Below are 22308 nucleotides of genomic sequence, written 5' to 3' on the forward strand. Positions count from 1 at the left end.
AATGGGAAAATTACGAATTATGAGATGTCGATAGATGATGAAGATACTTCATCATTTAGCATTCATAATTAATTCATCATTGCTGTATTTCTTCTTTCACAGCAGGTGTTAAACCCAACTGGTTGCGATTTCCTTCTACTGGTGCAGTGGTAGAAACCATTGCTGCCATCAACTGTTCCAGAGCAACCTGAAACGGTAGTCTGTGGATATCAGAGTGAGGAGCTAGAGCAATTTCCGCGGCGGTTTGCAGTTCACTTAGAGTGATATTACCCAAACCTAAATCGCTCAATTTTTGTGGTAGTCCAATTTCTGCGTAGAATTTCAACAACTGTTGTCTAGCAGATGCTGCTAGCTGATTGCCTTGAATCATTTCTTCTAAACGCAGTTGTACCAAGATCCCATAGGCAACTTTTTCACCATGAATGCTGCCACTTCCACAAATGTGCGTTAATCCATTGTGTACGGCGTGGGCAGCAACGGTACGACACTGAGCACCACCAATACCACCAATTACCCCTGCTAGTAACACAGTAGCGTCTACAACTTCTCGCCAAACTTCGCTTCCAGCTTGTTGCACGGCAGCAGCAGATTTTTGGAAAAGGATATCGCGCAAGATTCGTGCCTGTTGCACAGCAGCAATTATTAATGTTTGTTCCGAATGTCCGCTACTAACCGAGGCTTCGTACCATTTGGCGATCGCATCTCCAATACCTGCAACTAAAGTCCGTTGTGGCGCAGTTTGAATCAGATCGTAGTCAAGGATTAGTAAATCGGGACAACGATCTAACGCTACATCATACAAAAATGCTCCCTCATCAGAATACACATTTGAGAGAGCAGTCCAAGCGGCACAGGTAGCTGCTGAAGTTGGGATTGTCACCACTGGTATTTGCAACTGCTGGGCAAGTAATTTAGCTGTATCCAGTGCTTTCCCGCCACCCACGCCGATAATGACATCGGCTTTATGTTCTTTTGCCGCCTGACGTAAAGCTTTGAGGCTAGCCTCACTACAATTAGGAGTATAAGATGCTTGGGCATATTGTAACTGCTGCCGTTCCAAAACTGGCTGCAAATAGGATTGGGTGACTTTTAATGTGCGATCGCCTCCCACAATTAGAGGACGGCTACCCAAGCGAGCAATTGCATCAGATACCTGCGTTAAAATTTGAGAGCCACGGATAACTTTTGCTGGTGCTACCGTGAGCGGAAGTAAACTAGTAGGAGTTTGAGTAGACAACTTTTCCGTAAATTGATTAGGCATATAACTAATTAATTAACGTATCATTTCCAGGTATTTTGGCAAACTTTTTCCTAATAACCCTCACAACAGCTCAGTTTGATTTTAATAGTTGCATAACTAGACTAATATCTTAACCAAAAAATAATAAATAATGTATTGCCTAACACAAAATAAATTATAGAATCTTGATATTGGGGGCTTTACTTATTAAATCATTCTGCTTGCTGATGTCAGATTCAGTATTTCAAAACTAGACTAGAAGCAATAAACACCGCTCCTAAGGAGTAGGAATATGCAATGGACAAGTGATAGCAGCAACACCGTGCCTGAGATAGCACAGGCACAGTTTAACAAACCAGAGCTGCGGCTAGGTTCCAAAGGTGAGGTGGTGGAAGAGTTACAAAAGCTTTTAACTAGGTGGGGTATTTACACAGGAGTTATTGACGGCAACTTTGATAAAGTTACAGAAGGAAGCGTAAAAGAATACCAACGCCGGGTTTTTTTAGCAGAAGATGGTATTGTTTCAGAAAAAACTTGGCACGCTTTGTATATGGGTATGCCTGTGGGGCTGCCAGAATTAGGAAAAGGCTGCAAAGGAGATTTAGTGAAGAGGTTGCAGCGTTTATTGAAATCAACGCAAGATTATGTCGGATATGTTGACGGTGACTTTGGAGAGCTAACAGAAGCAGCCTTGCAAAGCTGGCAAAGACGTCATAACTTACCTAATACAGGTATTGTTGATGAAAGTACCTGGCGTGCCTTGAGTAGAATTCCGCGTTAGGCGCTGGTGAAGACGCGGAGAGGGGGAGACGCGGAGAGTGGAAAAGTGGGAGATGGGTGAAGATGGGGAAGATGGGGAAGACAGGGAAGAATTTACTCCTATCACTCCCTCAACTTCCTTAACTCCCTTGTCTCCTTATCCCCGTGTCCCCGTGTCTCTTTGTTCCCGTGTCCTCTTCACGTGTTAACCTTTGGCAATTGGGCAAATTTATCTTGATAAACTTCAATTGCCATTTGTGGATCTTCACGAGTAGCGAGCGATCGCCTCACCTGTCCCAAGTAGAATGGTACAGACGTACCTGGCTCTGGATGGAGAACAGTACGGGCGCGAATCGTCAAAAAATTTTCTCCTGGTTTACCTAAGCGTCCATAAGAATATAAATCACTGGCTGCTTGGCGTAAAGTTGCTTCTAGTTCTGTCGGTGTAATTTGGGGAGATATGGTAATTACTGCTTGTGTTGCTCCATTGTCATAAACAAGACTGTATCGCACTGCACCGGGGATCACGGTACGAGTTAAAGGAGCTAGCGAGAGAGCAAATAAACCAGCTGTTAGCACCAACATAAAACCTGTCGTACCTACAAGCCGAAAGCGGAAACCCCATTTTAAAATAAAACCCAAGACAGCTACGGCAGCAAATACCAACGTAGCAATACCCGACCATTGGGCGTACTGAAGAAACTCAGCTTGCGAGAACATAATAGTTGACTACCTAGCTATCTTCTTGTTCCTTACAGATATTTATTTTACGTGTGCGATCGCCCTGATTACAGCAAATTTCATTTATTTGAACCACAATTTTTTGTAGAGGTGGGTTTAGCAGATATCCTTTCGGTTTGAACTATAGATTGAAACAAAACCCGCCCTGACAGTATTGTCTGGTCTATTCATCTGAAAATGGCTGTCAAGAGAAAAATTAGGTTCTATATTAATTACAACCACAGATGGACACAAATTTTATCGGTGTTTATCAGTATTTATCTGTGGTCGATTTGTTTTAAATATAGAATGAGTACAAGATTTTTAATTATTGCTCGCCAAACTTTTCTATCCAACCTTGGTGAATTGTTATACCCCGACTTTCCATTACTTCTGTAAACAAATCTGTTGACAGTACTTCTTCAACCGGCCAAACTCCTGGTTTTTTAAGTTTACCTTCTAGTAGCAATTGACCGAGACTGCCAGTACCACAACCAGCAGCAGCAGCAGTATTTTTATGGATTAAAGTTGAACAATAAACGGATTTTTTACCATCTTTTTGTCCTGTAACTTCCGAACGAACTGCTACCCCAATACCCGTGAAGCGATCGCTAACATCAGTCATAAAATGGCTGACATGAGACAAAAATTCTACACCTTTATGATTTTTGATCCACGATTTAGGAAAAACATGAGCCGCTATCCAAGTGAGATGATTATAAAAATCAGGAACAGAACCAAATTTGGTAATGACGGTTTTAACTTCTGGGAAAGCGTGGGGTAGAGTGAAGGTTTCGGGCATATCAAACCAATAAACTCCACTACGTCCGTAGGGAGATGGGAAATTAACAGCTTCGCGCTCGCTGTAAGGTTTTACTGTTTGCCATTTACCATCTATCCAAGCTTCAAAAGGATTTTGTAAACCTAAAAACGTTGTCCGCATGACTGTGATCCCAGCACCACCAGAACCAGACACCAAATAACTCAAATGAATCTTTTCTGGTGTCTCAAATTGCTCTACATCATGACGAACCATACTATTAGAAATACCGGGAAAAATCCCTGTATTAACCACAGCCGTCACACCCGCAGCAGTAGCTTGCTCATGATATTCTAGAGCCTTGCTAGTAAAAGAACGATGGTCGCTGACATCTATATAATTAACGCCTTTTGCAATACATATTTTCAAAACATTAGCATCTCGGTGATGAAATGGCCCCGCACAGTGAATGACTAAGTTAGAAGAAGTGATCACCTCCTCTAATTTTTCCACATCAGCCAAGTCCAATACTAAAAATTGCACTTGTGAACCGAGTTGCAAGCCTGCTTGTAGCCCAGTTGTAGGAGTGCGTCCAGTTATAATTACTTCTGCCTGTGTATGGGTGACTAAATCCTGAGCAACACTACTACCGATCCGCCCCCTTCCTCCAAGAATTAAAACCCGATCTGTCATTTCTCCAGCATTGCCAACAGCAGCTTTATTACATCAATTTTCCCTTATGATTGTCATCGCTAGTAAGTATGACGTGGTTAATTTAAAAAATAAGACTTTTGGGGTTGCACGTTTAGTAAATAGTAGTTTCAGGCGTAGAGACTAGGAGTTCGATGCGACTACCGCCTCTATATAGGCTTTAAACATCATTCACCTTGAAAAACAGATCCAATCGCAGATTTAATGGAACTACCTGCTTCTTTTAGTGTCTGTGCTAAAGGTTTCTGGTGATGCAAAAATACCCGCGCACAATTGCGCCCTGGCATTCCAGAAATTGAACCACCTGGATGAGTTCCTGCACCAGTAAGATACAAATTTTCAATTGGAGTTGTATAATTGGCCAATTCTGGCAACGGACGAAAGCACATCATCTGTTCCAAAGTCATGTCGATGTGGTAGTAATTCCCCTTGTAACTTCCCAAACGTTCTCCTAACTCAGCAGGACTTTCAACATGACGAGCAATGATAGAATGTTTGAGATTGGGCGAATACTGGGCTAGTTTATCTAAAACTTTGTCTGCAACTTTATTTTTCAGATCATTTGTCCAACCTGTACCTTTTAATCCTGTTCCTTCTGCACCAGCTATTTGATAAGGGGCAAAAAACTCTATCCATAATGTATGCTTGCCTTGAGGAGCCATTGAAGGGTCGAGTCCAGTAGGCATTACTAAGTACATTGAAGGATTATCATCGGGAATTTTTCCCAAACTAATTTCACTGTGAGCTTGTTCTACATGATTGACAGAATCGGCAATCAGAATAGAACCGATTAAATACTCGTCTTTATGTTGATGATACTCAAAGTGCAGTGGTTCAGATAAGGCACAATCAATTTTAAGAATTGTTTCGTTATTGTTGACAATACGGCGTTCTAATCTTTCTCGTAAATTGCGATCGCTGCTATCTACATCCTCACTATCCACTAATTGCAAAAACAATCGTTTGGCATCAATATTAGAAATTACACCTTTTGTAGCGCGATATTCTTTGTTGCCAGTAACTCTCACACCAACAGCTTTACCATCATCAACTAATATTTTCTCTACATTTTGGTTAGTTAGGATTGCACCACCTTGGCTTTTGACACAATTTACTAAAGCATCGGTGAGTGCGCCAGAACCACCACGAGGGCGTGCCATACCAGGATGATGGCGCAGTGCCAACATCATCGCTCCAAAGGACATGGCTTTTTGCGAAGGAGGCGAACTTAGTTCCGCCGATAATCGAGCCAGGGGTGCTTTAAGAAATTCAGAATCAAAATACTCGTTGATATTATCAGTTGCACTGCTGAGTAAGGTACGAATTAAATCTAGAGTTGTGTTAGTACCGCCCACTATCGAAAACAAATCTTGGAGATTTTTGAGGTTGTAATTTCCAGCAGCATCAACGATAGATTTAGGTGGTGCATTGAAAAAGGGAGTAATTCCTGTCACAAAGCGCTGCCAAAAGTCAATATATTCAGCATATTTATGAGCATCGCGTTGACTGTAACGGGCAATTTCTGCACAAGTTTTTTCAACAGATTTATGAGCTAAGAAATACTTCCCATCTGGGTGGGGACAAAAAACAACTGGATCGCAGAAAAGATATTCTAAGCCATACTTGTGTAATTCTAATTCTTGAATGACTGAACCTAAGAAAATAAATAAGTGATTAATTGCGCAAGGATTGAACTTAAATCCAGGTGCTTCTTTCGGCAAAAGTTCTTCAGTTGTGGCACCACCACCAGGTAGCGATCGCGCTTCCAAAAGCAAGACGCTATAACCAGCATTGAGGAGATAGGCGGCGCAAACTAAACCATTATGTCCAGCACCAATAATTACAACGTCATACGCTTCCATAGTTGCAATTTGGGAAATGTGTGTATCTTTCCCGATGTTAGAAAGTGAGTAGGAAACAAAACTCTTTCGCTAGTTATAATCACATATTCGGCATTTCTTTTATTTAATTATTGTCTATTGTCAATCTATAGCAGGATGCTAAAATACTTCATTCCCAGCCTGGGGCTGGGAACGAGTTAGTTAAGACTGCGTAGGCAGCCTTTGTTTGTATAGTCCCAGACTTCTAGTCTGCGGGCAACTCCAAAATCTTGGTTACTTATTCATCCCAAATACAGACTCAACCGTTGACTTGATTGAGTCGCGTGCATCTTTCAAAGTCTGAGCAATGGGATGCTTACTCTGTAAAAATACCCGCGCACAATTACGTCCTGGCATTCCAGAAATAGAGCCACCTGGATGTGTCCCCGCACCAGTCAAGAATAAATTCTCAATTGGTGTTTTGTAGTTAGCGATTTCTGGTAAGGGACGGAAAAACACCATCTGATCCAGAGTCATGTCAACGTGGTAGTAGTTTCCCTTATATGCACCCAGTCTTTCTCCCAATTCTGCCGGACTTTCGACACGACGGGCGATAATTGAATTTTTTAAATTTGGTGCATACTCTGCTAACTTATCTACTACCCTATCAGCAACTTTATTTTTCAGTTCGTCTGTCCAACCAGTACCATTCAAACCTGTACCTTCTGCACCAGCTATTTGATAAGGAGAGAAAAATTCAATCCACACTGTATGTTTGCCTGGAGGTGCCATCGACGGATCTAACACAGTTGGCACCACCACATACATTGACGGATCAGAATCGGGAATCTCTCCTAAGGTACATTTGCTGTGGGCTTGTTCTACGTGAGCAACCGAATCTGCAATTAAAACAGAGCCGATTAAATACTCATTTCTATGTTCGTAGCGTTCAAAACGCGGCACTTCATTTAAAGCCAAGTCTATCTTGAGAATGGTTTCATTGTTATTAACAATGCGGCGTTCTAATCTTTCCCGCAACTCTGCATCAACTGCATCAACATCACCTTTATCCATCAATTGCAAGAATACCCGCTTGGCATCAATATTAGAAATAACACCATATTTAGCTCTGTATTCTTTACCATTTGCCACCCGCACACCAACAGCACGTCCATTATCAATCAAAACTTTACTCACGTGCTGATCAGTTAAGATAACACCGCCTTTACTTGTCACTAAATTTACCAAAGCTTGCACTAAAGCCCCAGTACCACCACGAGGTCTTGCCATACCAGGGTTGTGACGCATCGCCATCATTATCGCACCAATAGCAATGGTTTTTTGCGAAGGTGGCGCACCAAGTTCAGAAGCCAGTCTTGCTAGAGGTGCTTTGAGGAATTCTTCATCAAACCACTCGTTAAGAAGATCCTCTGCACTGGTTAACATATTGCGAACAAAGTCCAGTGTCTTGTTAGGAGAACCTATTACCGAGAATAAATCTTTGATTTTGGTGACGTCGTAATTACCTAAAATGTCTAAGACTGACTTTGGTGGTGCGTTGAACATAGGAATCATCGCACCCAATGCCCGTTGCCAATAATCGGTAAACTCTGCGTATTTTTTAGCATCACGCTCATTGTAACGGGCGATTCCTGCACAAGTCTTTTCTAAAGACTGATGACCTAAAAAATATTTACCATCTGGATGCGGGCAAAATACTACTGGATCACATTCGAGATATTCCAAACCATATTTTTCCAATTCTAACTCTTGAACTACTGGCCCAAGGTGAATAAATTCGTGGTCAATAGCACACAAGTTAAATTTAAATCCCGGTGCTTCTTGAGGTAAGCATTCTTCGGTAGTTGCCGCACCTCCAGGAACAGAACGCTTTTCCAATAGTAGAACACTATATCCTGCTTTTAGTAAGTAGGCAGCACAAACTAATCCATTGTGTCCTGCACCAATAATCACAACATCGTACTCTTGCATAGTGGCAATTGTGGAAATAAATGCTTTTCTAATCTTAGAAGTCCGTTAAAATTACAACATCACTCATCAGTTATAAAAACTTAATAACTCTCTTAATAAATTAAAAGCAGAGGATAGATGACAGTAGACGCACAGTAGCTACCTATCCTGCGATAAGTACAAACAAGAAGGGCTTTACCTAAGCAAGAGCGGAATTTGAAAAAATCTAAGCATATATAGTATATGTAGGGTGCGTTAGAACAGAGTTCATAACGCACCAAGACCTTGGAAGGTACGTTAGCGAAGCGTAACGCACCCTACGTCTATGTCAAAATAAAATATAGATCGTATATATTGGAGTTTGATAATTAATAAACTCCACATTATCAGCAAAAAGCTAACTAAAGTGATGATTAAATGTTAAATTGTTTATTTGATTCCATTGTTGTCACAGCAATCAATAAATACTTTTTATAGCGTAGGAATTCGTTTCACATTAGCTTCTACCAAAAGTATCATATTACCCTTTCTTACTTCCATGTTTATCAAACGAAATTTCGTATTATCAAACTCAAAATATGGTAAGTTAACCAGTTCTTTGACTTTGTTCATTAAGGACACAATCATATCAAGAGAAATACCTTCTCCCTGGTCGCAATTGAAACTTTCTATTAGGATAGGTTTGTCTATAGTACGTGGGCTAACCACTGCTGTAAACGCTATCTGGCGAGTATGACGCTTTTCTTTTATTAGTACTGTTCCATGAAATTTGATTTTGCCATCATCAGGTAAACCAATTTGTATTTTTTGTGGTTTTAAACTGATAATTTCACCGTCTACATTTAAATCAAAGTTTTGAATTTTGCTGCGAATAGATTCTGAAGTAAGCGCATGGTTAATATCTGCTTCTGTAAGTATGATGCGAGCAGTGGTATTGACGGGTTGATTCAGTTCAATTTGACCGAAAATCGCGCTAAGAGGATTGATAGCAATTTTATCTGTTTGTACCTCTATTTCTTGTATGCGAATACCTTGTATTTCCAGCCCTTCTCCAGATAAAGAAACAGCATCTGCTTGTCCTTGAATTATTTTTAGCAAATCTGTTTGTACGTCTACTTCTATTGTTTCTGCTTCATCTAACTGGCTGGATAATGTATTTTCTGCTGCTTGGGATAGTAAATTTTCTTCAAGGTTTCGTTCTTGTGACATGAGTTTATTTTATTTATAAACTTTCTATTTAATTTAAGTGCTAGTCAACAGGAAGTGTATCTGTAATAAGGTATAGAATAGAATGTCTCTGTCAATAGATACTAGAAAATTAATTATTGAAAAAATATTAATTATTCTCTATTAATAAATAATATTTTATTGTTTTACATAATACTCGTTCTTTTGAATGTAAGTATAAATTTAATATGTCTTGTCTTGTCTCTAGTTATTGTTCCAATATAGCCAAAAAAGAGTCGTCTATATATGATTCAAGAATGGCTAAATAAATATAATATTTCCTACAATTTTCCGGACGATTGTCTAATTCTTAAGCTATGTTTTTAATTACCTGGGTGATGTTTTTCTTAGCCACTGTCGGTGAGGTAAATTGCCCTAAATTATATAATTATTGTGCTACTAAACTAAAACAGTATCGAAACAGGTACGAAAACTTTAGCGGTGAAATCCAAACCTGTGATTTTGCGTAGATAATCATTCACATCACCAGAGCTGTTCGCTTTCCGATATCTATCATCATCAAGATACTGAAATAACTCTTGTCCGGGAATATCTTGACAGCTTTTGACAATTTTTGCTCTTCGGCGATCGCTGACATCAATATGTAGCCCTACTAATTCTGCTGATTCAATGGGATTGATAACGTGTGCCGCTTTAACTTCTTTAATAATTTGTTTTTGAAGCTTCAGCTGCATAAGTGGGAAGATACACACAATCAATAAGTCTTATACCTGCCAATGTAGCTAATTCCCCCTTTTGGAAAATCTGTATAAAAGTAGAGATAGGCGATCGCAAAGTCGTCTAAAAGTCATATAGTCTAATTCTCGCTCTCACTGTAGGTACTATTCACCATAAACTAGCGCTAACCAACTCGGATAAGCATAGGAATCATCAGCAAGAAACTTGGAGCCGCATTCACTATTGAATGCTCTGTGGGCTGTGATTTGCAGATTATCCATCAAACGGCTATCATCACCAAAAGCTTCAAACCCAAGGCTCCACCACGCGCTCTCTTGAATCATCAGATGAGTAAGTTCAACCCTGCAACCATTATCAATATTTTCATGATCGGAAACAGGTTCTAGCGAAAACTCAGGTAAGACTTGATAAAGTTGAGAGTAACGAACTTTTTGAACGCTTACCCAGACAGGGTTATTTACAACCTGCTCTAACTCAAAACCTTCTTGTTTTGAATCGCAACACAACCACTTACCCCATTTTTCTACTTTGCCTTCTACGGAGCTACTAAAATTTAGTGTGCCTAATTCTGCTTTACGCCATTTGACTTCTAATCTTTCTTGCCGCAGTTTAATGCCCAGGAACTTAGATTCGGGAGAGTAAAGATATATATCTTCCCTTGTTTCTGGAGTTTGTAACGGCTGAACAAGACAATTTTGCTCAAACCACAATTGAATATCTTCTGGTGCTTTACCAGGGTAAAACCAGCGCAGTTCGTAAGTTGTCAGCATCCGTGGGACAATGATAAACGAAAAATTACGCTTGCTTTGTATTGCTTCCAGCCTAAAGGAATTAAAACCAATGTGGAAAAAAATTGCAATTATTTTTTTATTAGTGTTAACTTTTAGCTTAACTAATTACAGTACCGCAGCCGCAGCAGCGCTTAGAGACTACGTAGACACTACTGATGGCTATCAATTCTCATATCCTAACGGCTGGGTTCAAGTTAAAGTTGCCAACGGCCCTGATGTAGTCTTCCACGATTTAATAGAGTTTAGTGAAAATGCCTCTGTTGTCATTAGTCCAGTACCACAAGGTAAAACTTTGATAGAATTGGGGACACCAACAGATGTAGGATATAAATTGGGGAAAAATGCCCTTGCTCCTGAAGGTTCTGGTCGTCAAGCAGAATTAGTTAATGCCGAGCAACGAGAGTTAAACGGTAATACTTACTACATATTAGAATATCTGATCACCCTCCCCAACAAACAACAACGGCATAACCTAGCTAGCGTTGCCACTAGTAGAGGTAAACTTTTTACTTTCAATGCCTCTATTCCAGAAAAACGCTGGCGGAAAGTAAAAGGCATGATTCAAGAATCTGTTGATTCTTTCTCTGTATATTAATTAAGAGTTAGTGGTTAATGGCTAATAGCTAATTGTTAACTGATAATGGATAGTGGTTAGTAGGGGAGCCAGCACCTGGCGTCGGGTTAAGCGCGTCGAGTGCACCTGGCGTCAGGTTCCCCCGGTTGTAGCGACTGCCGTGCGGGTTTTGCTGATAATCTTGCCATTCAAACTGATAATTTATCTTCTAAACTCGCCCGTACAGTATTTAGTGGTTAGTAGTTCCTAGTCTATGGGCATAACAAAATTCGTTCTCGCCTCAGCTTCTCCAGCGCGACGACGCTTGCTACAAACTGTTGGTATTGAGCCGATAGTTTGCCCTAGTAATTTTGATGAGTCGCAAGCACAACTTAAAGATCCGGCACAATTGGTGCAAACTTTAGCCCAATGCAAAGCCCAAACTGTAACACCTCAATTTAATTCTGCTTTGATCATGGGTTGTGACTCCGTTTTAGCTCTTAATAATGAGATTCACGGCAAACCAAAAGACGCTGGTGAAGCTCGTCAGCGCTGGCAGGTGATGCAAAACCATTTTGGCGATTTATATACAGGTCATACTTTAATTGATCTATCTCAAAATCGCACTCTGGTTAAATGTCAAGTCACGAGAGTTTACTTTGCACCGATGAGCGATCGCGCTATTGATGCCTACATTGCCACGGGCGAACCACTCAAATGTGCCGGTGCTTTTGCTTTAGAAGGTTACGGTAGTCTATTCGTAGAAAAAATAGAAGGTTGTCATAGTAATGTGATTGGGCTAAGTTTACCTTTACTACGGCAAATGCTTGCAGAATTAGGGTACGATGTCACAGATTTCTGGAATAACTAGTCAAAAAGGCAAAAAGCAACTCCGCCAACAGATAAAATATATATAATAGCTGAATTAACCGTAGTTATTTACGGTTAATTCGTCCGCTACAAAATCGACTGCCGAATTTGTTGCCTACTTGCCGCCGTAGAAAAAGGCAACTTCTTTCTCTTTTAAAGGTGCAAAACCAGCATCTACCAGCATTTTGTCAAGTTCCGCTTGCGGAATGTGTTTTGCCCCAATCCGCACGATGCGCGATCGCATGGTATTACTGACACCACTGCGTTGTCTATTTGCTTCTAGTGCCATGACTTTGTGATAAAGCTCCAGTTTGGCAGAAGGAATAGGAGAACCGTCAAAATCAATTCCTTGTGCGATCGCTTCATCAACAGCATCAGCACCCTTGGTTGTTTGCTTAACTTCGTTCGTTTCAGCAGTCATGGCTAATGTATTTTGATCGTCAATGCTGCATTCTACCAAGCTTGTGGATACAAAATAGCAACTATTTTTTCCGTGTAGCGAATTATCTAGGAAGCTCCCATTAAGAAATTCCTGTGCAGCGACAATAGCAAAATCTAAATATTACCGTATTGTTGCTTACACGCTTGTATATTTAAAACTTTTAGATTAATCTCAATCCAACGGTATAGCCATTTAGGTGGAGCAATGTTTGAACCCCACACTCCTCAAAGAAAAGACCGTGCCTTAGAAAAAGCTCTGACTAACAAAATTATCGACGATTATTTTGAACATTCAGAAAGCTGGTTGCGAGCAATTTTGCGGATGTGCATCTTCTCTTTGGCTCATTTAGATGAACAACCAGTATTCGTGGTGGAATGTCCTAATCAAGCAGTCGCCAAACGCTTGAGCCGCAAAACCTATCCTTTTCGAGGTATTATCTACTTCTTAACAGATAACTTGTATATTGACGACCGCAGTTTATTTTGCTACCAGGAAGAGGAGGGAAATTGGCGCTGCTTTGATACTAGCACCAATTCTTGGACTACTTTAAGCAATCCTTCAAAGCCCACAGCTTCAACAGACGGTTGAGAAACTAAAAAATCGACTACATATGGACACAGATAAACACAGATAAATCAACCGTGTGCATCTGTGTTTATCTGTGGTCGTTGTTATCATACATACTTGGATCACTCAAAGTGAGTTAGGCTAATTCACATTAAACGTAATGAGTTAGTGGTTAGTTGTGAAAAAGTACCACTAACCACTAATAGTAGAGACACGATTAACTATGTTCTTTGTCGCGTTAACAATCCACCGAAAAATGCCCCTAAAATAGTACCAGTCCACAATCCCGTGATGCTGCCTTGCCATATGGCTCCTGGTGTTTCCCAAGCATTGCACATCTGCTGTAAACCCCAAGCTTGATTTTGGCACTTTTGGCTACGCAAAGTTAAGCTAATTTGCCCACCGATGTAAGCACTTAAAAAGCCTGATAACAATGCTAAAAAGGTGCAAATGAAAATTCTGTTTTTAGTCATTAGTCAATGAGTTAATAGTGAATTGTTAATTGTTAATGGTTAATTTCCATTAACCACTAACCACTATCAACTATCCACCAACAATATCAACCTGTATTTCTCATCCCGGCGGCAATACCATTAATTGTTAACAATGCCCCGCGTAGTAGTTCTCCCTTACTATATCGAGAGTGAATAACTCCAGAAGTGGGTATATTTTTTGACTGGCGCAATCGCTTGAGCAAAGCAACTTGGATAAAGCCTAGCGGTACAATTGTGCCATTGCGTAGCTGCACAGAACGCTGTAAAACAGGATCACCATCTAAAAGTCGTTGGTGATCGGTAATTTTTAGAACTAAATCTCGTGTGAGATAGTATTCATTGGCTATTTGCTCAAATAATCTCTTAAAACGGGGTATATCTTGCGGATTAGACAATTCTTCCACGTAACGCTGCGCCATTTGCAAGTCTACTTTTGCTAATGTCATTTCTGCTTTAGAAATAACCATTTTAAAGAATGGCCATTTAATGTAAAAATAACGCAGCAATTTTAAGTGTTCTTCCGGTTCTTCGTTCAAAAATTCTTGTAATGCTGTGCCAACACCATACCAGGAAGGTAGCAAAAATCGTGTTTGCGTCCAACTAAACACCCAAGGAATTGCCCGTAAACCACTTAAATCTTTTTTACCTGATGGACGACGCGCTGGGCGAGAGCTAATTTGTAGGAGGCTAATTTCTTCTATCGGAGTAACTTGGTGGAAGAAATCAATAAAATCTGGTTCTTCGTAGATGAGAGCGCGATAATGAGTACGCGATCGCACTGCCAACTCTTCCATAATTTCATTCCAGGGTTCGATATCATCAAACCCAGTCCGCAACAAGCTAGCCTGAATAACAGCAGTAGTGATAGTTTCCAAATTGAACAGAGCTAAGTCTCGCAAAGAATATTTAGAAGCTAAAACTTCCCCTTGTTCGGTAATTTTGATGCGCCCGTTGATACTATGACCAGGTTGTGCCAAAATTGCCTCATATGCTGGGCCACCGCCACGTCCAACAGAACCACCCCGTCCGTGGAATATTCTCAGATTGACGCCATAATTTTCAGCAATTTGCTGTAGTGATTTTTGGGCTTTATGAATTTCCCAGTTACTGCTTAGAAAGCCAGAGTCTTTATTACTATCAGAATACCCCAGCATTACTTCTTGCAGATTGGGAGTCAGAGGAGAATGAGACGCAAAGAACGCTTCTGTCACCTGTCCCCTATCACCCGTCCCCTGTCCCCTGTCCCCTTCAATTGCTGCGTATCCACCTGCCAGTAAAGCCCGATACAAGGGCAACTCAAATAACTGCCGCATGACGCTGCGCGATCGCTGTAAGTCTTCAACTGTTTCAAATAGAGGAACTACTTGAATGGTGCCAACAGCAGTACCAGGATCGTAAAGCCCTGCTTCTTTAGCTAAAAGCAATACTTCTAGCACATCACTGACTTGGCGGCACATACTAATAATGTAAGTTTTGCAGATGTCGCCACCAAATTCTTGTTGGAGCGATCGCACTACCCGCAGGGTTTCAATGACATCGTTAGTTTTGTGTGAAAATGGTAATTGTGCTGGGATTAAAGGACGACGGGTTTGTAGTTCGCTTACCAACCAAGCAACTCTTTGTTCCTCGCTCAATTCGTCGTAAGGTTGCTTTAAAACACCCAAGTACTCCAAAATTTCATTTAAAGCATCCGAGTGGCGCGAGGATTCTTGACGGATATCTAAACAAGTCAGGTTAAAACCAAAAATTTCTACTTGACAGATTAAATTTTCTAGTTCGCTACAAGTCAATCCAGTTTCATTTAAATTACGTTCAATTAGGCGTAATTCCGCTAAAAATTCGTCTCCTGAGCGATATATCGGCGTGTTATCGTTTTTGATAATTTCCCGTTTCGAGAGAGCTAAATTGCGATCGCGAGTATTTTCTAAACGTTTTAGCACATACGACATTTTCAGTCGATACGGTTCTTGGCGATAACGCAGTGCCAACTCGTCGTATACTTCACTCAGCTGCGATTGCTCTATCTCCAAAGATTCCAGCAAATCTGGTAGAACATCACTCCAGTGCAGTGAGACGCTTAATAAATTAATCAGGCGTTTAATTGATTGAATATACCTTTCTAAAACAATATTGCGTTGATAGCAAGCAGTCTGCCAGGTAATTTCCGGTGTTACTGATGGGTTGCCATCTCTGTCTGCCCCTACCCAAGAACCAAATTTGCAAAAGTTCTTTCTCGGTGGTTCCAGCCAGGGAAAAGTGCTAGCTAAAGAGCGTTGCAAATGCTTATACAGTTGGGGAATAGTCTCAAACAAAACTTCTTGGAAGTAGTGCAGAGCATAGTCTACTTCATCTAGTACTGAAGGCTTAAATTGGTGCAACTCATCAGTTCGCCACCACAAACGAATTTCTTCTATCAATTGTTCCCGTATTTCTGTTGCTTCCCAAGAACCACTATTACCAACACGCTTTTCAACTACATCTAGCTGCTGTAGTAGTTTGACTACTCGTCTTTGTTTATCGCGAATTGTGTGGCGGACAATTTCTGTTGGGTGAGCGGTGAACACCAGTTGCACATCCAACTGTGCAATTAGACGTTGAATTTGTTGGGGTGGTACATTTAGCTGATATAAATGGGGAAACAAGGCAGCAAAAGTGCCTTTACGTTTACCACTCAAGTCCGCTTGCCAACTTTTTGTTAGCAAATCTGCTCCTAATCCGTTGTTTAGGGGTTTTTCTTCTGTATGAGAAGTTGGTGAAGCAACAAGATTTGGTAGAGTTTCTTGAGTTCCTGATTCTTTTCCCACCTCATAACGATTCATTTGCTGCCGTTGTTCGTAATCCTGCTCTATGATGTTGATCAGCTGGAAATACAAAGCAAAAGCACGAGCCGCTCGAATGGCTTCATTAATGTTGAGCTGCTCAATCAATTTGAATACAGAGGAAGCTTGATCGTTAGTTGCTTGTCCTTCTGGCGAACACAAGTCGCGTAATTGCCGCAACAGATCTACCATTTTTTGGCCACATTCCTGCCGAAGAACGGACTCCCATAATTCCTCTACTATTTGTAGACGGTGGCGTAAAAATAAATCGGAGGCAGGGTAGACATTCACATCCTGAGAGAAAAAGTATAAAAGGGAACTCATATCCTCTGTTCTGTTAAAGCTAGTTATTTTTTATGATTTCAGGTTTTGCACTTTACAGTCATGGAGTTTGCCACGATAATTTCCAGAAAATGTAGTATAATAACTAACTTTAGTTTTCTAGGTTGTTTTCTGGAAAGTCAAGGATGGGCAGGCGATCGCCACGAAATATTTCCTCAGTGGCTTCTCCGATCGCTTGTAAAGTTTGTGCAGTGGCTTTCTCTGCCAACAGCAACATCAGGACAGAAGTCGTACCAACTTGTAAGAGGAAAGATTGGGGAATGGAAAACAAAACTAAATTGAGATCAGAATTAGTTGAAGATTTAGAGTTAAAAGATGACATAAGTTATGCTCTGTGGTGTGAGGATGAATGGCAACGGACAAAATTCGACAAATGGCGGACTTGCAAGCTAAAACTGTGCTTTGCTTGGTTGGCAAACTTATAATGCAGAAAAAATGTTAAAAAACTTCATATCGTGATGAATCTTATGGTTCTAGTTTACAAGTCAAGATACTATCCCCAATACTAGCTCCTGCATACTCAACTTCCCATGAAAACAGTATTACCACCTAGCCAACAGACATTAATACAATGGGTAAGCCAAGCAACAGGAATTAACACTTTAGGAGTGAAAATTCGGTTGCGGGGAAACGATCTATACATCCTTTGTGAAAGTCAAGAATGCCCCCGGCGTTGGCGTACTCTGTTTGATTTGCTGCACGCACTACAGCATACAAATTTGGATGTTTTGACAAGTAGCGAACAACCCTCAATATACCAAGTTTTCGTCTACGGTCGAAAGAAGGGTGAAACAAAGCCGCAATGGTGCCATCAAGTTTTCTTAAATCAATTGGAGCGGCACTTGGAACAGGTAGAACAAGCCTTACTCCAAGACGCAGAACAATCTTCTCAAACTGGTGGAGCGCTGGTTCTCTCTAATGAGAGCTTGGCACGGCAAGGCAATCCAGACGCGATCGCTCGCTATTTGAGCGAAACACTGAGTTCTTTGGGTGTGGCGGTAGAAGTTAAAGTCAAGCAGCAACAGGTAACTCCACAAAATCTCACCGCTCAAAATCGACTGTGGATATATTGCCAGTCTAGTTATATCCCCGATCCTTCATTAATTGCCGAGCCAGTAGCGCGGAAATTGCGTAATCTTAAGCTTTCTGGCTATGAAGATGCAGTTATTGCCACAACGGTACCAGGTGAAACAGGCTTTGGCTGGGTGCTGCGGGTGGATCTGACGCCAACCGAAGTGATGCTAAAAGAATGGGCGCGTTGGGGAGATGTACAGGCGATCGCCCGCTTAGTAAACGACAAATTATCTGAGTTCAATCTCAAAGTGGGAATAACTCTCAAAGAATCCACACTACATATGTTTTGTAGCCCCACCGCTTTGGAGCCAGCAACATTCCAAATACCAGACAAAGCCCTGTGCTTAAGAGTAATAATGTCTCAGTTGGAAGTCATTGCTCCCCAAGGCATTGTCGCAGCTACTATATACGGACACACACACGCTGATAAGCAACCAGCTTGGATAGACTGGCAAACTTTGCCTGCTTCAGAACATCAAGCTTTAGCAACCTCAGTCATGGAATTAGCGGCTGGAGGTGATCAACCTGCTCTTGTTTTCTTACTAGAGCGGATGCTTAATCCTGATCTTGAACTTCGACTCAAAACAGGTGGAACTCGCGTTTTGTTGGTAAGCAAAGGCGATTTATTACACATTATGTGCGATGCACCTGTTTGCCCTGCACGCAAACGAGTGGCAGAAAAAGTTACTCAGTTTGTATCGCAATTGAATATTCCTGGTTTGGCTGGAGTACGTGTCTACGGTCGTCGTGCAGGTAACAAGGAACCTTTATGGCATTATGGCGTCGATTTTGTCAACCGTCAACGTTTAGTACCAGAAGCTACTCCAGAATTTGCCGCTACCGCTGCTTACGTTGGCGATCTAATCCCATCTGAAGGTAGCGAGTCTGTGCTGCGTCCTGATTTAAGTAGACAAGAAGTACAAAGTATTTTTGCGGAAGTTGCTTGTTATTGGGGTAATAAACTCAGACAATGGCTTTTGGCAACACAGCTATTGACTGAAACTAACCAGCCACAAGAGCAAGCAGAGGAGGACTATGCCAACTACCGAGTAGCAATTGTTTGGGGTACTCTGGGATTATTGCTGACTGTGCAGTCAGATTGGATATTGGCTCGGATTGTTGCTAACTCTACACCTCCAGCACCAGCAACTGTCAGTACTCCAGTTCCAACTACTGTAGCTAATTCTCTAAACAATAACGAAAGTACAATCTTTTTTGCCAATACATCAAAAGAAAAGTCTCCCAATCAAAGTGATGTATTCAATGCTTCTGGATTCACGAGCATAGAAGATATCAAACCAAGGGAAAAAGCAACTGCAACTGCAATTTTGTTAGCGGCGCGATCGCAGTTTCCCAGTTTCAATGCTCGGCAATTAGATGAACAGCTAGCTCTTTACAGACAGCGACTTACCAAGAATGGCAAACCGCCTGATGTATTAATTCTCGGCTCCTCCCGTGCTTTGAGGGGAATAGATCCCTCAGCTCTTTCTAAAGCCCTCACAACTCATGGATATCCTAAGATTGAGGTGTTTAATTTTGGTATTAATGGAGCCACAGCGCAAGTTGTAGATTTTATCTTACGCCGGGTTTTAGAGCCATCAGAACTACCAAAAATGATAATTTGGGCAGATGGTGCGCGTGCCTTTAATAGTGGTAGAGAGGATATAACTTTTAATGCGATCGCAGCATCTCCAGGTTACCAAAAAGTCTTGCGCAAAGAATTAACTACCCAAAATTCTAATGATAATCTCAGTAGTTTTCAGTCTACACAAATAGAGCAGAAAGTAAAACCAAAAACTCAACTAGAGAATAATTATAAATCTTTAGATAACTTTTTAAATCAAACATTATCTTCTATTTCTAAAACATATCAACAACGCGAAGAACTAAAAAAACTACTCAATACAAGACTGAAATCGGTGCCATTTATGCAAGAAATCTCAGCTAAATTTGGCACAAAAAATTCAAATTTAGATAGCGAACAGTACCTTATTGATCAAGCAGTAGATTTTGATGGTTTTTTACCTTTATCTATTCGTTTTAACCCATCCACATATTATCAAAAACATCCCAAAGTTGCTGGTAACTATGATAATGACTATACTGCTTTTAAATTAGAAGGCAAGCAAGAAATCGCCTTACAAGCAATACTGCGATTTACCGAGTCACAAAAAATTAATTTAGTCTTTGTTAATATGCCACTGACAGCAGAATACTTAGATCCTATTCGTCAGCAATATGAGCAGGAATTTCAACAATATATGCTAACTTTAGCCGAGCGTTCCAACTTAATTTACCGTGATTTTAGAGTTCTTTGGCCAACAGCAAATGACTACTTTTCTGATCCTAGTCATCTCAATCGTTACGGTGCATACGAAGTCTCGCAAAAACTTGCTATAGATCCGATGATTCCTTGGCCTGCAAAGTAGATAAATGCTTAGTAGAAAGCAGAAGAGAACAAGAAGCAGAGAGGAGAAATAGACAACCAACCTACTAATTTTGTAGACGCTTCCGCCGAACCGAAGCGTCTCTACCAATTACCAAGACTAATAAATAATGACTAATTAGATGAACTTTATATCAATTTTATACGGAATATTCTTGCTGCTAGTGCTTGCATTTTATTGGTCTGTAGCACAACAAAAATTGCGTTTATGGATACTATTAATAGCCAGTATTGCTTTTTATGCATCTCTACAGCTTCAATACATTCCCTTGTTGCTAGTACTAATTTTTATTAACTTCCGTATAGGAATGGCAATTGGGCAAAACCAATTATCAGAGCAAAATTCTTTAAACGAGCAACTTACTGATGAAGAATCTAGATTTGCGCAAGCAGATTGGAACAGCAAAAGTGTAAAACTATTATATCTGGGCGTGAGCATTAATATTTTACTTTTGCTAGGTTTTAAATATTTATCACCATTATTAAGCTTTATCAGCAATAACAGCTCAACAAATTTACCATTTGCATATTCCAAAATTATTGCACCTTTAGGAATTTCATTTTTTGTATTTGAGTGTATTGCTTATTTAGTAGATGTCTATCGAGGAGCACCTGCTACCTCTCAATTTATTAAATTTGCAGCGTATAAATTTTTCTTTGCTAAATTAATTTCTGGCCCAATTACTCGGTTTCATAATCTGGCACATCAATTTAGTAACTTGCGATCGCTTACTGCCGAAAATGTATCAGAAGCCTTATGGTTGATTGCTATTGGAGCAGCTAAAAAAGGTTTAATAGCAGATCACATCGGTATCTACGTAGATTTATGCTTTGGCAACTTACAACGAGCAAGTAGTGCTGATTTATGGTTAGCAACATTTGCTTATGGTTTTCAGTTATATCTCGATTTCAGTGGTTACGTAGATATCGCCCGTGGTACGGCTCTACTCTTTGGTTTAGTTTTGCCAGAAAATTTTGATTTTCCTTACTTCAGTACCAGTATTGCTGAGTTTTGGCGACGTTGGCATATGACACTGGGAGATTGGCTGCGTAACTACCTTTACTTTCCGTTGGGTGGTTCTCGCAAAGGCTTGGATCGCACCTGCTTAAATTTGATGATTGTCATGATTATTGCAGGTATTTGGCATGGAGCAGCCTTGGGATTTTTAGTTTGGGGTGCATACCACGGTTTAGCTTTAGTATTACATAGACTTACTGATGCCCTGAGCGATAGCTTTGAAGAGCTAGAAAGTTTCTGGCAAAAGCCTTTAGGTGTTTTTATTGGTTGGTTGCTGACACAATTGATGGTTTTCACTTCTTGGATTTGGTTTCGTCTACCAAATTTGCAAGACTCCTCTGTTGTATTTCAGCGACTGTGGGGTTATCGGGGTGATGCTCAATTTGCTCAAAAGGTTTATGTAGATGCATTAAACATTAGTCAATATCAATTAGCTATACTTTTGTTCACTTTAGCCATTTTTATGGCTGTGGCTTATTTTTTCAATCGTCAACTAAAACTACAACTCAATTGGTATGTAAAACTTTTGTTCGTAATTCCTTGTTTCTACGCTGTTTGGATATTAGCCCCTGAAGGGAGCCTGCCATATATTTACTTTGATTTCTAGCTATCAATTTAGCTCTAAATATATCTAAACAAAACTATATATATATTATGCGTAATCTTACTAAATATATTTATATACAAATTAATAAATTTTAATATTGTAAAATATTGTAAATTAAGTAATGTTTTAAGTGAGTAAATACTTGCACAAGATAAAAATTTGTGTAAACATTTTTAATACAGGTAGAAACTACATCTACCTAATTCATTGTCAAAAATTGCACTCATAAAATAATGACCACAACCCTACAAAGACGCACAAGCGCCAACGCATGGGAGCGGTTTTGCGAGTGGATCACCAGCACAGACAACCGTCTATACATAGGTTGGTTCGGCGTGTTGATGATCCCAACTCTGTTAGCCGCAACAACTTGCTTCA

The 22308-nt window shown here is 40.4% G+C and carries 19 protein-coding genes and 1 pseudogene; 8 read left to right on the forward strand and 12 right to left on the reverse strand.

Annotation, left to right across the window (positions count from 1 at the left end; all coding sequences use genetic code 11):
* Positions 1-76: 76 nt before the first annotated feature.
* The gene (locus QUB80_RS33320) at positions 77-1261 is read right to left on the reverse strand and encodes an iron-containing alcohol dehydrogenase family protein (protein WP_289793745.1); all 1185 of its coding nucleotides are present in this window, start codon (positions 1259-1261) and stop codon (positions 77-79) included.
* A gap of 271 nt (positions 1262-1532) precedes the next feature.
* Between QUB80_RS33320 and QUB80_RS33325 the strand changes: the two genes are divergently transcribed.
* Positions 1533-2021, forward strand: coding sequence for a peptidoglycan-binding domain-containing protein (locus tag QUB80_RS33325; RefSeq protein ID WP_289793746.1), 489 nt, complete (start codon positions 1533-1535; stop codon positions 2019-2021).
* Positions 2022-2058: 37 nt separating this feature from the next.
* Positions 2059-2208: a hypothetical protein gene (locus QUB80_RS33330; protein WP_289793747.1), complete on the forward strand. Its 150-nt coding sequence runs from the start codon at positions 2059-2061 to the stop codon at positions 2206-2208.
* Here the strand turns inward: QUB80_RS33330 and QUB80_RS33335 are convergent.
* From QUB80_RS33335 to QUB80_RS33365, 7 genes are all read right to left on the reverse strand, one after another.
* Positions 2198-2719: a Ycf51 family protein gene (locus QUB80_RS33335; protein ID WP_289793748.1), complete on the reverse strand. Its 522-nt coding sequence runs from the start codon at positions 2717-2719 to the stop codon at positions 2198-2200. The two genes, QUB80_RS33330 and QUB80_RS33335, sit on opposite strands and share 11 nt — an antisense overlap.
* 328 nt (positions 2720-3047) lie before the next feature.
* Positions 3048-4172, reverse strand: a complete 1125-nt coding sequence (locus tag QUB80_RS33340; protein ID WP_289793749.1) for a saccharopine dehydrogenase family protein — start codon at positions 4170-4172, stop codon at positions 3048-3050.
* Positions 4173-4357: 185 nt separating this feature from the next.
* The gene (crtO, locus tag QUB80_RS33345; RefSeq protein ID WP_289793750.1) at positions 4358-6052 is read right to left on the reverse strand and encodes a beta-carotene ketolase CrtO; all 1695 of its coding nucleotides are present in this window, start codon (positions 6050-6052) and stop codon (positions 4358-4360) included.
* Between the two features lie 252 nt (positions 6053-6304).
* The gene (gene crtO, locus QUB80_RS33350; protein ID WP_289793764.1) at positions 6305-8035 is read right to left on the reverse strand and encodes a beta-carotene ketolase CrtO; all 1731 of its coding nucleotides are present in this window, start codon (positions 8033-8035) and stop codon (positions 6305-6307) included.
* Between the two features lie 417 nt (positions 8036-8452).
* Complete coding sequence (locus QUB80_RS33355) at positions 8453-9190, reverse strand: LmeA family phospholipid-binding protein (protein ID WP_289793751.1); 738 nt, start codon at positions 9188-9190, stop codon at positions 8453-8455.
* 422 nt (positions 9191-9612) lie between these two features.
* Positions 9613-9903, reverse strand: coding sequence for a hypothetical protein (locus QUB80_RS33360; protein WP_289793752.1), 291 nt, complete (start codon positions 9901-9903; stop codon positions 9613-9615).
* Between the two features lie 147 nt (positions 9904-10050).
* Positions 10051-10677, reverse strand: coding sequence for a hypothetical protein (locus tag QUB80_RS33365; protein WP_289793753.1), 627 nt, complete (start codon positions 10675-10677; stop codon positions 10051-10053).
* A gap of 70 nt (positions 10678-10747) precedes the next feature.
* Here QUB80_RS33365 and psbP point away from each other — a divergent pair, with 70 nt between their 5' ends.
* Together psbP and QUB80_RS33375 are read left to right on the forward strand one after the other, a co-directional pair.
* Positions 10748-11293, forward strand: coding sequence for a photosystem II reaction center PsbP (gene psbP, locus QUB80_RS33370; protein ID WP_289793754.1), 546 nt, complete (start codon positions 10748-10750; stop codon positions 11291-11293).
* Between the two features lie 232 nt (positions 11294-11525).
* Positions 11526-12122 carry a Maf family protein gene (locus QUB80_RS33375; protein ID WP_289793755.1) on the forward strand — a complete coding sequence of 199 codons (597 nt, stop codon included), beginning with the start codon at positions 11526-11528 and terminating at the stop codon, positions 12120-12122.
* 114 nt (positions 12123-12236) lie between these two features.
* Here the strand turns inward: QUB80_RS33375 and QUB80_RS33380 are convergent, their stop codons facing one another.
* A complete protein-coding gene (locus tag QUB80_RS33380) occupies positions 12237-12542 on the reverse strand; it encodes a small RNA NsiR4-regulated ssr1528 family protein (RefSeq protein ID WP_289793756.1) in 306 nt (101 codons plus the stop codon).
* 225 nt (positions 12543-12767) lie between these two features.
* Here QUB80_RS33380 and QUB80_RS33385 point away from each other — a divergent pair, with 225 nt between their 5' ends.
* Positions 12768-13151, forward strand: a complete 384-nt coding sequence (locus QUB80_RS33385; protein WP_289793757.1) for a transcription antitermination NusB family protein — start codon at positions 12768-12770, stop codon at positions 13149-13151.
* A gap of 200 nt (positions 13152-13351) precedes the next feature.
* Here the strand turns inward: QUB80_RS33385 and QUB80_RS33390 are convergent, their stop codons facing one another.
* The 3 genes from QUB80_RS33390 to QUB80_RS33400 form a co-directional block, all read right to left on the reverse strand.
* Positions 13352-13603: a hypothetical protein gene (locus tag QUB80_RS33390; RefSeq protein ID WP_289793758.1), complete on the reverse strand. Its 252-nt coding sequence runs from the start codon at positions 13601-13603 to the stop codon at positions 13352-13354.
* 86 nt (positions 13604-13689) lie between these two features.
* Positions 13690-16767: a phosphoenolpyruvate carboxylase gene (locus QUB80_RS33395; protein WP_289793759.1), complete on the reverse strand. Its 3078-nt coding sequence runs from the start codon at positions 16765-16767 to the stop codon at positions 13690-13692.
* Between the two features lie 109 nt (positions 16768-16876).
* Positions 16877-17107, reverse strand: a complete 231-nt coding sequence (locus tag QUB80_RS33400; RefSeq protein WP_289793760.1) for a hypothetical protein — start codon at positions 17105-17107, stop codon at positions 16877-16879.
* 208 nt (positions 17108-17315) lie between these two features.
* On the opposite strand from QUB80_RS33400, the gene QUB80_RS33405 reads away from it, so the two are divergent.
* The 3 genes and pseudogenes from QUB80_RS33405 to QUB80_RS33415 form a co-directional block, all read left to right on the forward strand.
* Positions 17316-20288, forward strand: a complete 2973-nt coding sequence (locus QUB80_RS33405) for a DUF1574 family protein (protein WP_289793761.1) — start codon at positions 17316-17318, stop codon at positions 20286-20288.
* Positions 20289-20427: 139 nt separating this feature from the next.
* The gene (locus QUB80_RS33410; RefSeq protein ID WP_289793762.1) at positions 20428-21930 is read left to right on the forward strand and encodes an MBOAT family O-acyltransferase; all 1503 of its coding nucleotides are present in this window, start codon (positions 20428-20430) and stop codon (positions 21928-21930) included.
* Positions 21931-22163: 233 nt separating this feature from the next.
* A pseudogene (locus QUB80_RS33415) lies at positions 22164-22308 on the forward strand (photosystem II q(b) protein); the annotation flags it as partial.

The sequence above is a fragment of the Chlorogloeopsis sp. ULAP01 genome, from assembly GCF_030381805.1.
In the GTDB taxonomy this organism is placed as follows: Bacteria; Cyanobacteriota; Cyanobacteriia; order Cyanobacteriales; family Nostocaceae; genus Chlorogloeopsis.

Excerpts from the sequence above, each read along its gene's own strand:
- QUB80_RS33360 (WP_289793752.1), bottom strand. The coding sequence starts at position 9,903 with ATGCAGCTGAAGCTTCAAAAACAAATTATTAAAGAAGTTAAAGCGGCA.
- QUB80_RS33380 (WP_289793756.1), bottom strand. The coding sequence starts at position 12,542 with ATGACTGCTGAAACGAACGAAGTTAAGCAAACAACCAAGGGTGCTGAT.
- QUB80_RS33395 (WP_289793759.1), bottom strand. The coding sequence starts at position 16,767 with ATGAGTTCCCTTTTATACTTTTTCTCTCAGGATGTGAATGTCTACCCT.
- QUB80_RS33325 (WP_289793746.1), top strand. The coding sequence starts at position 1,533 with ATGCAATGGACAAGTGATAGCAGCAACACCGTGCCTGAGATAGCACAG.
- QUB80_RS33410 (WP_289793762.1), top strand. The coding sequence starts at position 20,428 with ATGAACTTTATATCAATTTTATACGGAATATTCTTGCTGCTAGTGCTT.
- QUB80_RS33400 (WP_289793760.1), bottom strand. The coding sequence starts at position 17,107 with ATGTCATCTTTTAACTCTAAATCTTCAACTAATTCTGATCTCAATTTA.
- QUB80_RS33390 (WP_289793758.1), bottom strand. The coding sequence starts at position 13,603 with ATGACTAAAAACAGAATTTTCATTTGCACCTTTTTAGCATTGTTATCA.
- QUB80_RS33355 (WP_289793751.1), bottom strand. The coding sequence starts at position 9,190 with ATGTCACAAGAACGAAACCTTGAAGAAAATTTACTATCCCAAGCAGCA.
- QUB80_RS33335 (WP_289793748.1), bottom strand. The coding sequence starts at position 2,719 with ATGTTCTCGCAAGCTGAGTTTCTTCAGTACGCCCAATGGTCGGGTATT.
- QUB80_RS33375 (WP_289793755.1), top strand. The coding sequence starts at position 11,526 with ATGGGCATAACAAAATTCGTTCTCGCCTCAGCTTCTCCAGCGCGACGA.
- QUB80_RS33365 (WP_289793753.1), bottom strand. The coding sequence starts at position 10,677 with ATGCTGACAACTTACGAACTGCGCTGGTTTTACCCTGGTAAAGCACCA.
- QUB80_RS33385 (WP_289793757.1), top strand. The coding sequence starts at position 12,768 with ATGTTTGAACCCCACACTCCTCAAAGAAAAGACCGTGCCTTAGAAAAA.
- psbP (WP_289793754.1), top strand. The coding sequence starts at position 10,748 with ATGTGGAAAAAAATTGCAATTATTTTTTTATTAGTGTTAACTTTTAGC.
- crtO (WP_289793750.1), bottom strand. The coding sequence starts at position 6,052 with ATGGAAGCGTATGACGTTGTAATTATTGGTGCTGGACATAATGGTTTA.
- QUB80_RS33340 (WP_289793749.1), bottom strand. The coding sequence starts at position 4,172 with ATGACAGATCGGGTTTTAATTCTTGGAGGAAGGGGGCGGATCGGTAGT.
- QUB80_RS33320 (WP_289793745.1), bottom strand. The coding sequence starts at position 1,261 with ATGCCTAATCAATTTACGGAAAAGTTGTCTACTCAAACTCCTACTAGT.
- QUB80_RS33405 (WP_289793761.1), top strand. The coding sequence starts at position 17,316 with ATGAAAACAGTATTACCACCTAGCCAACAGACATTAATACAATGGGTA.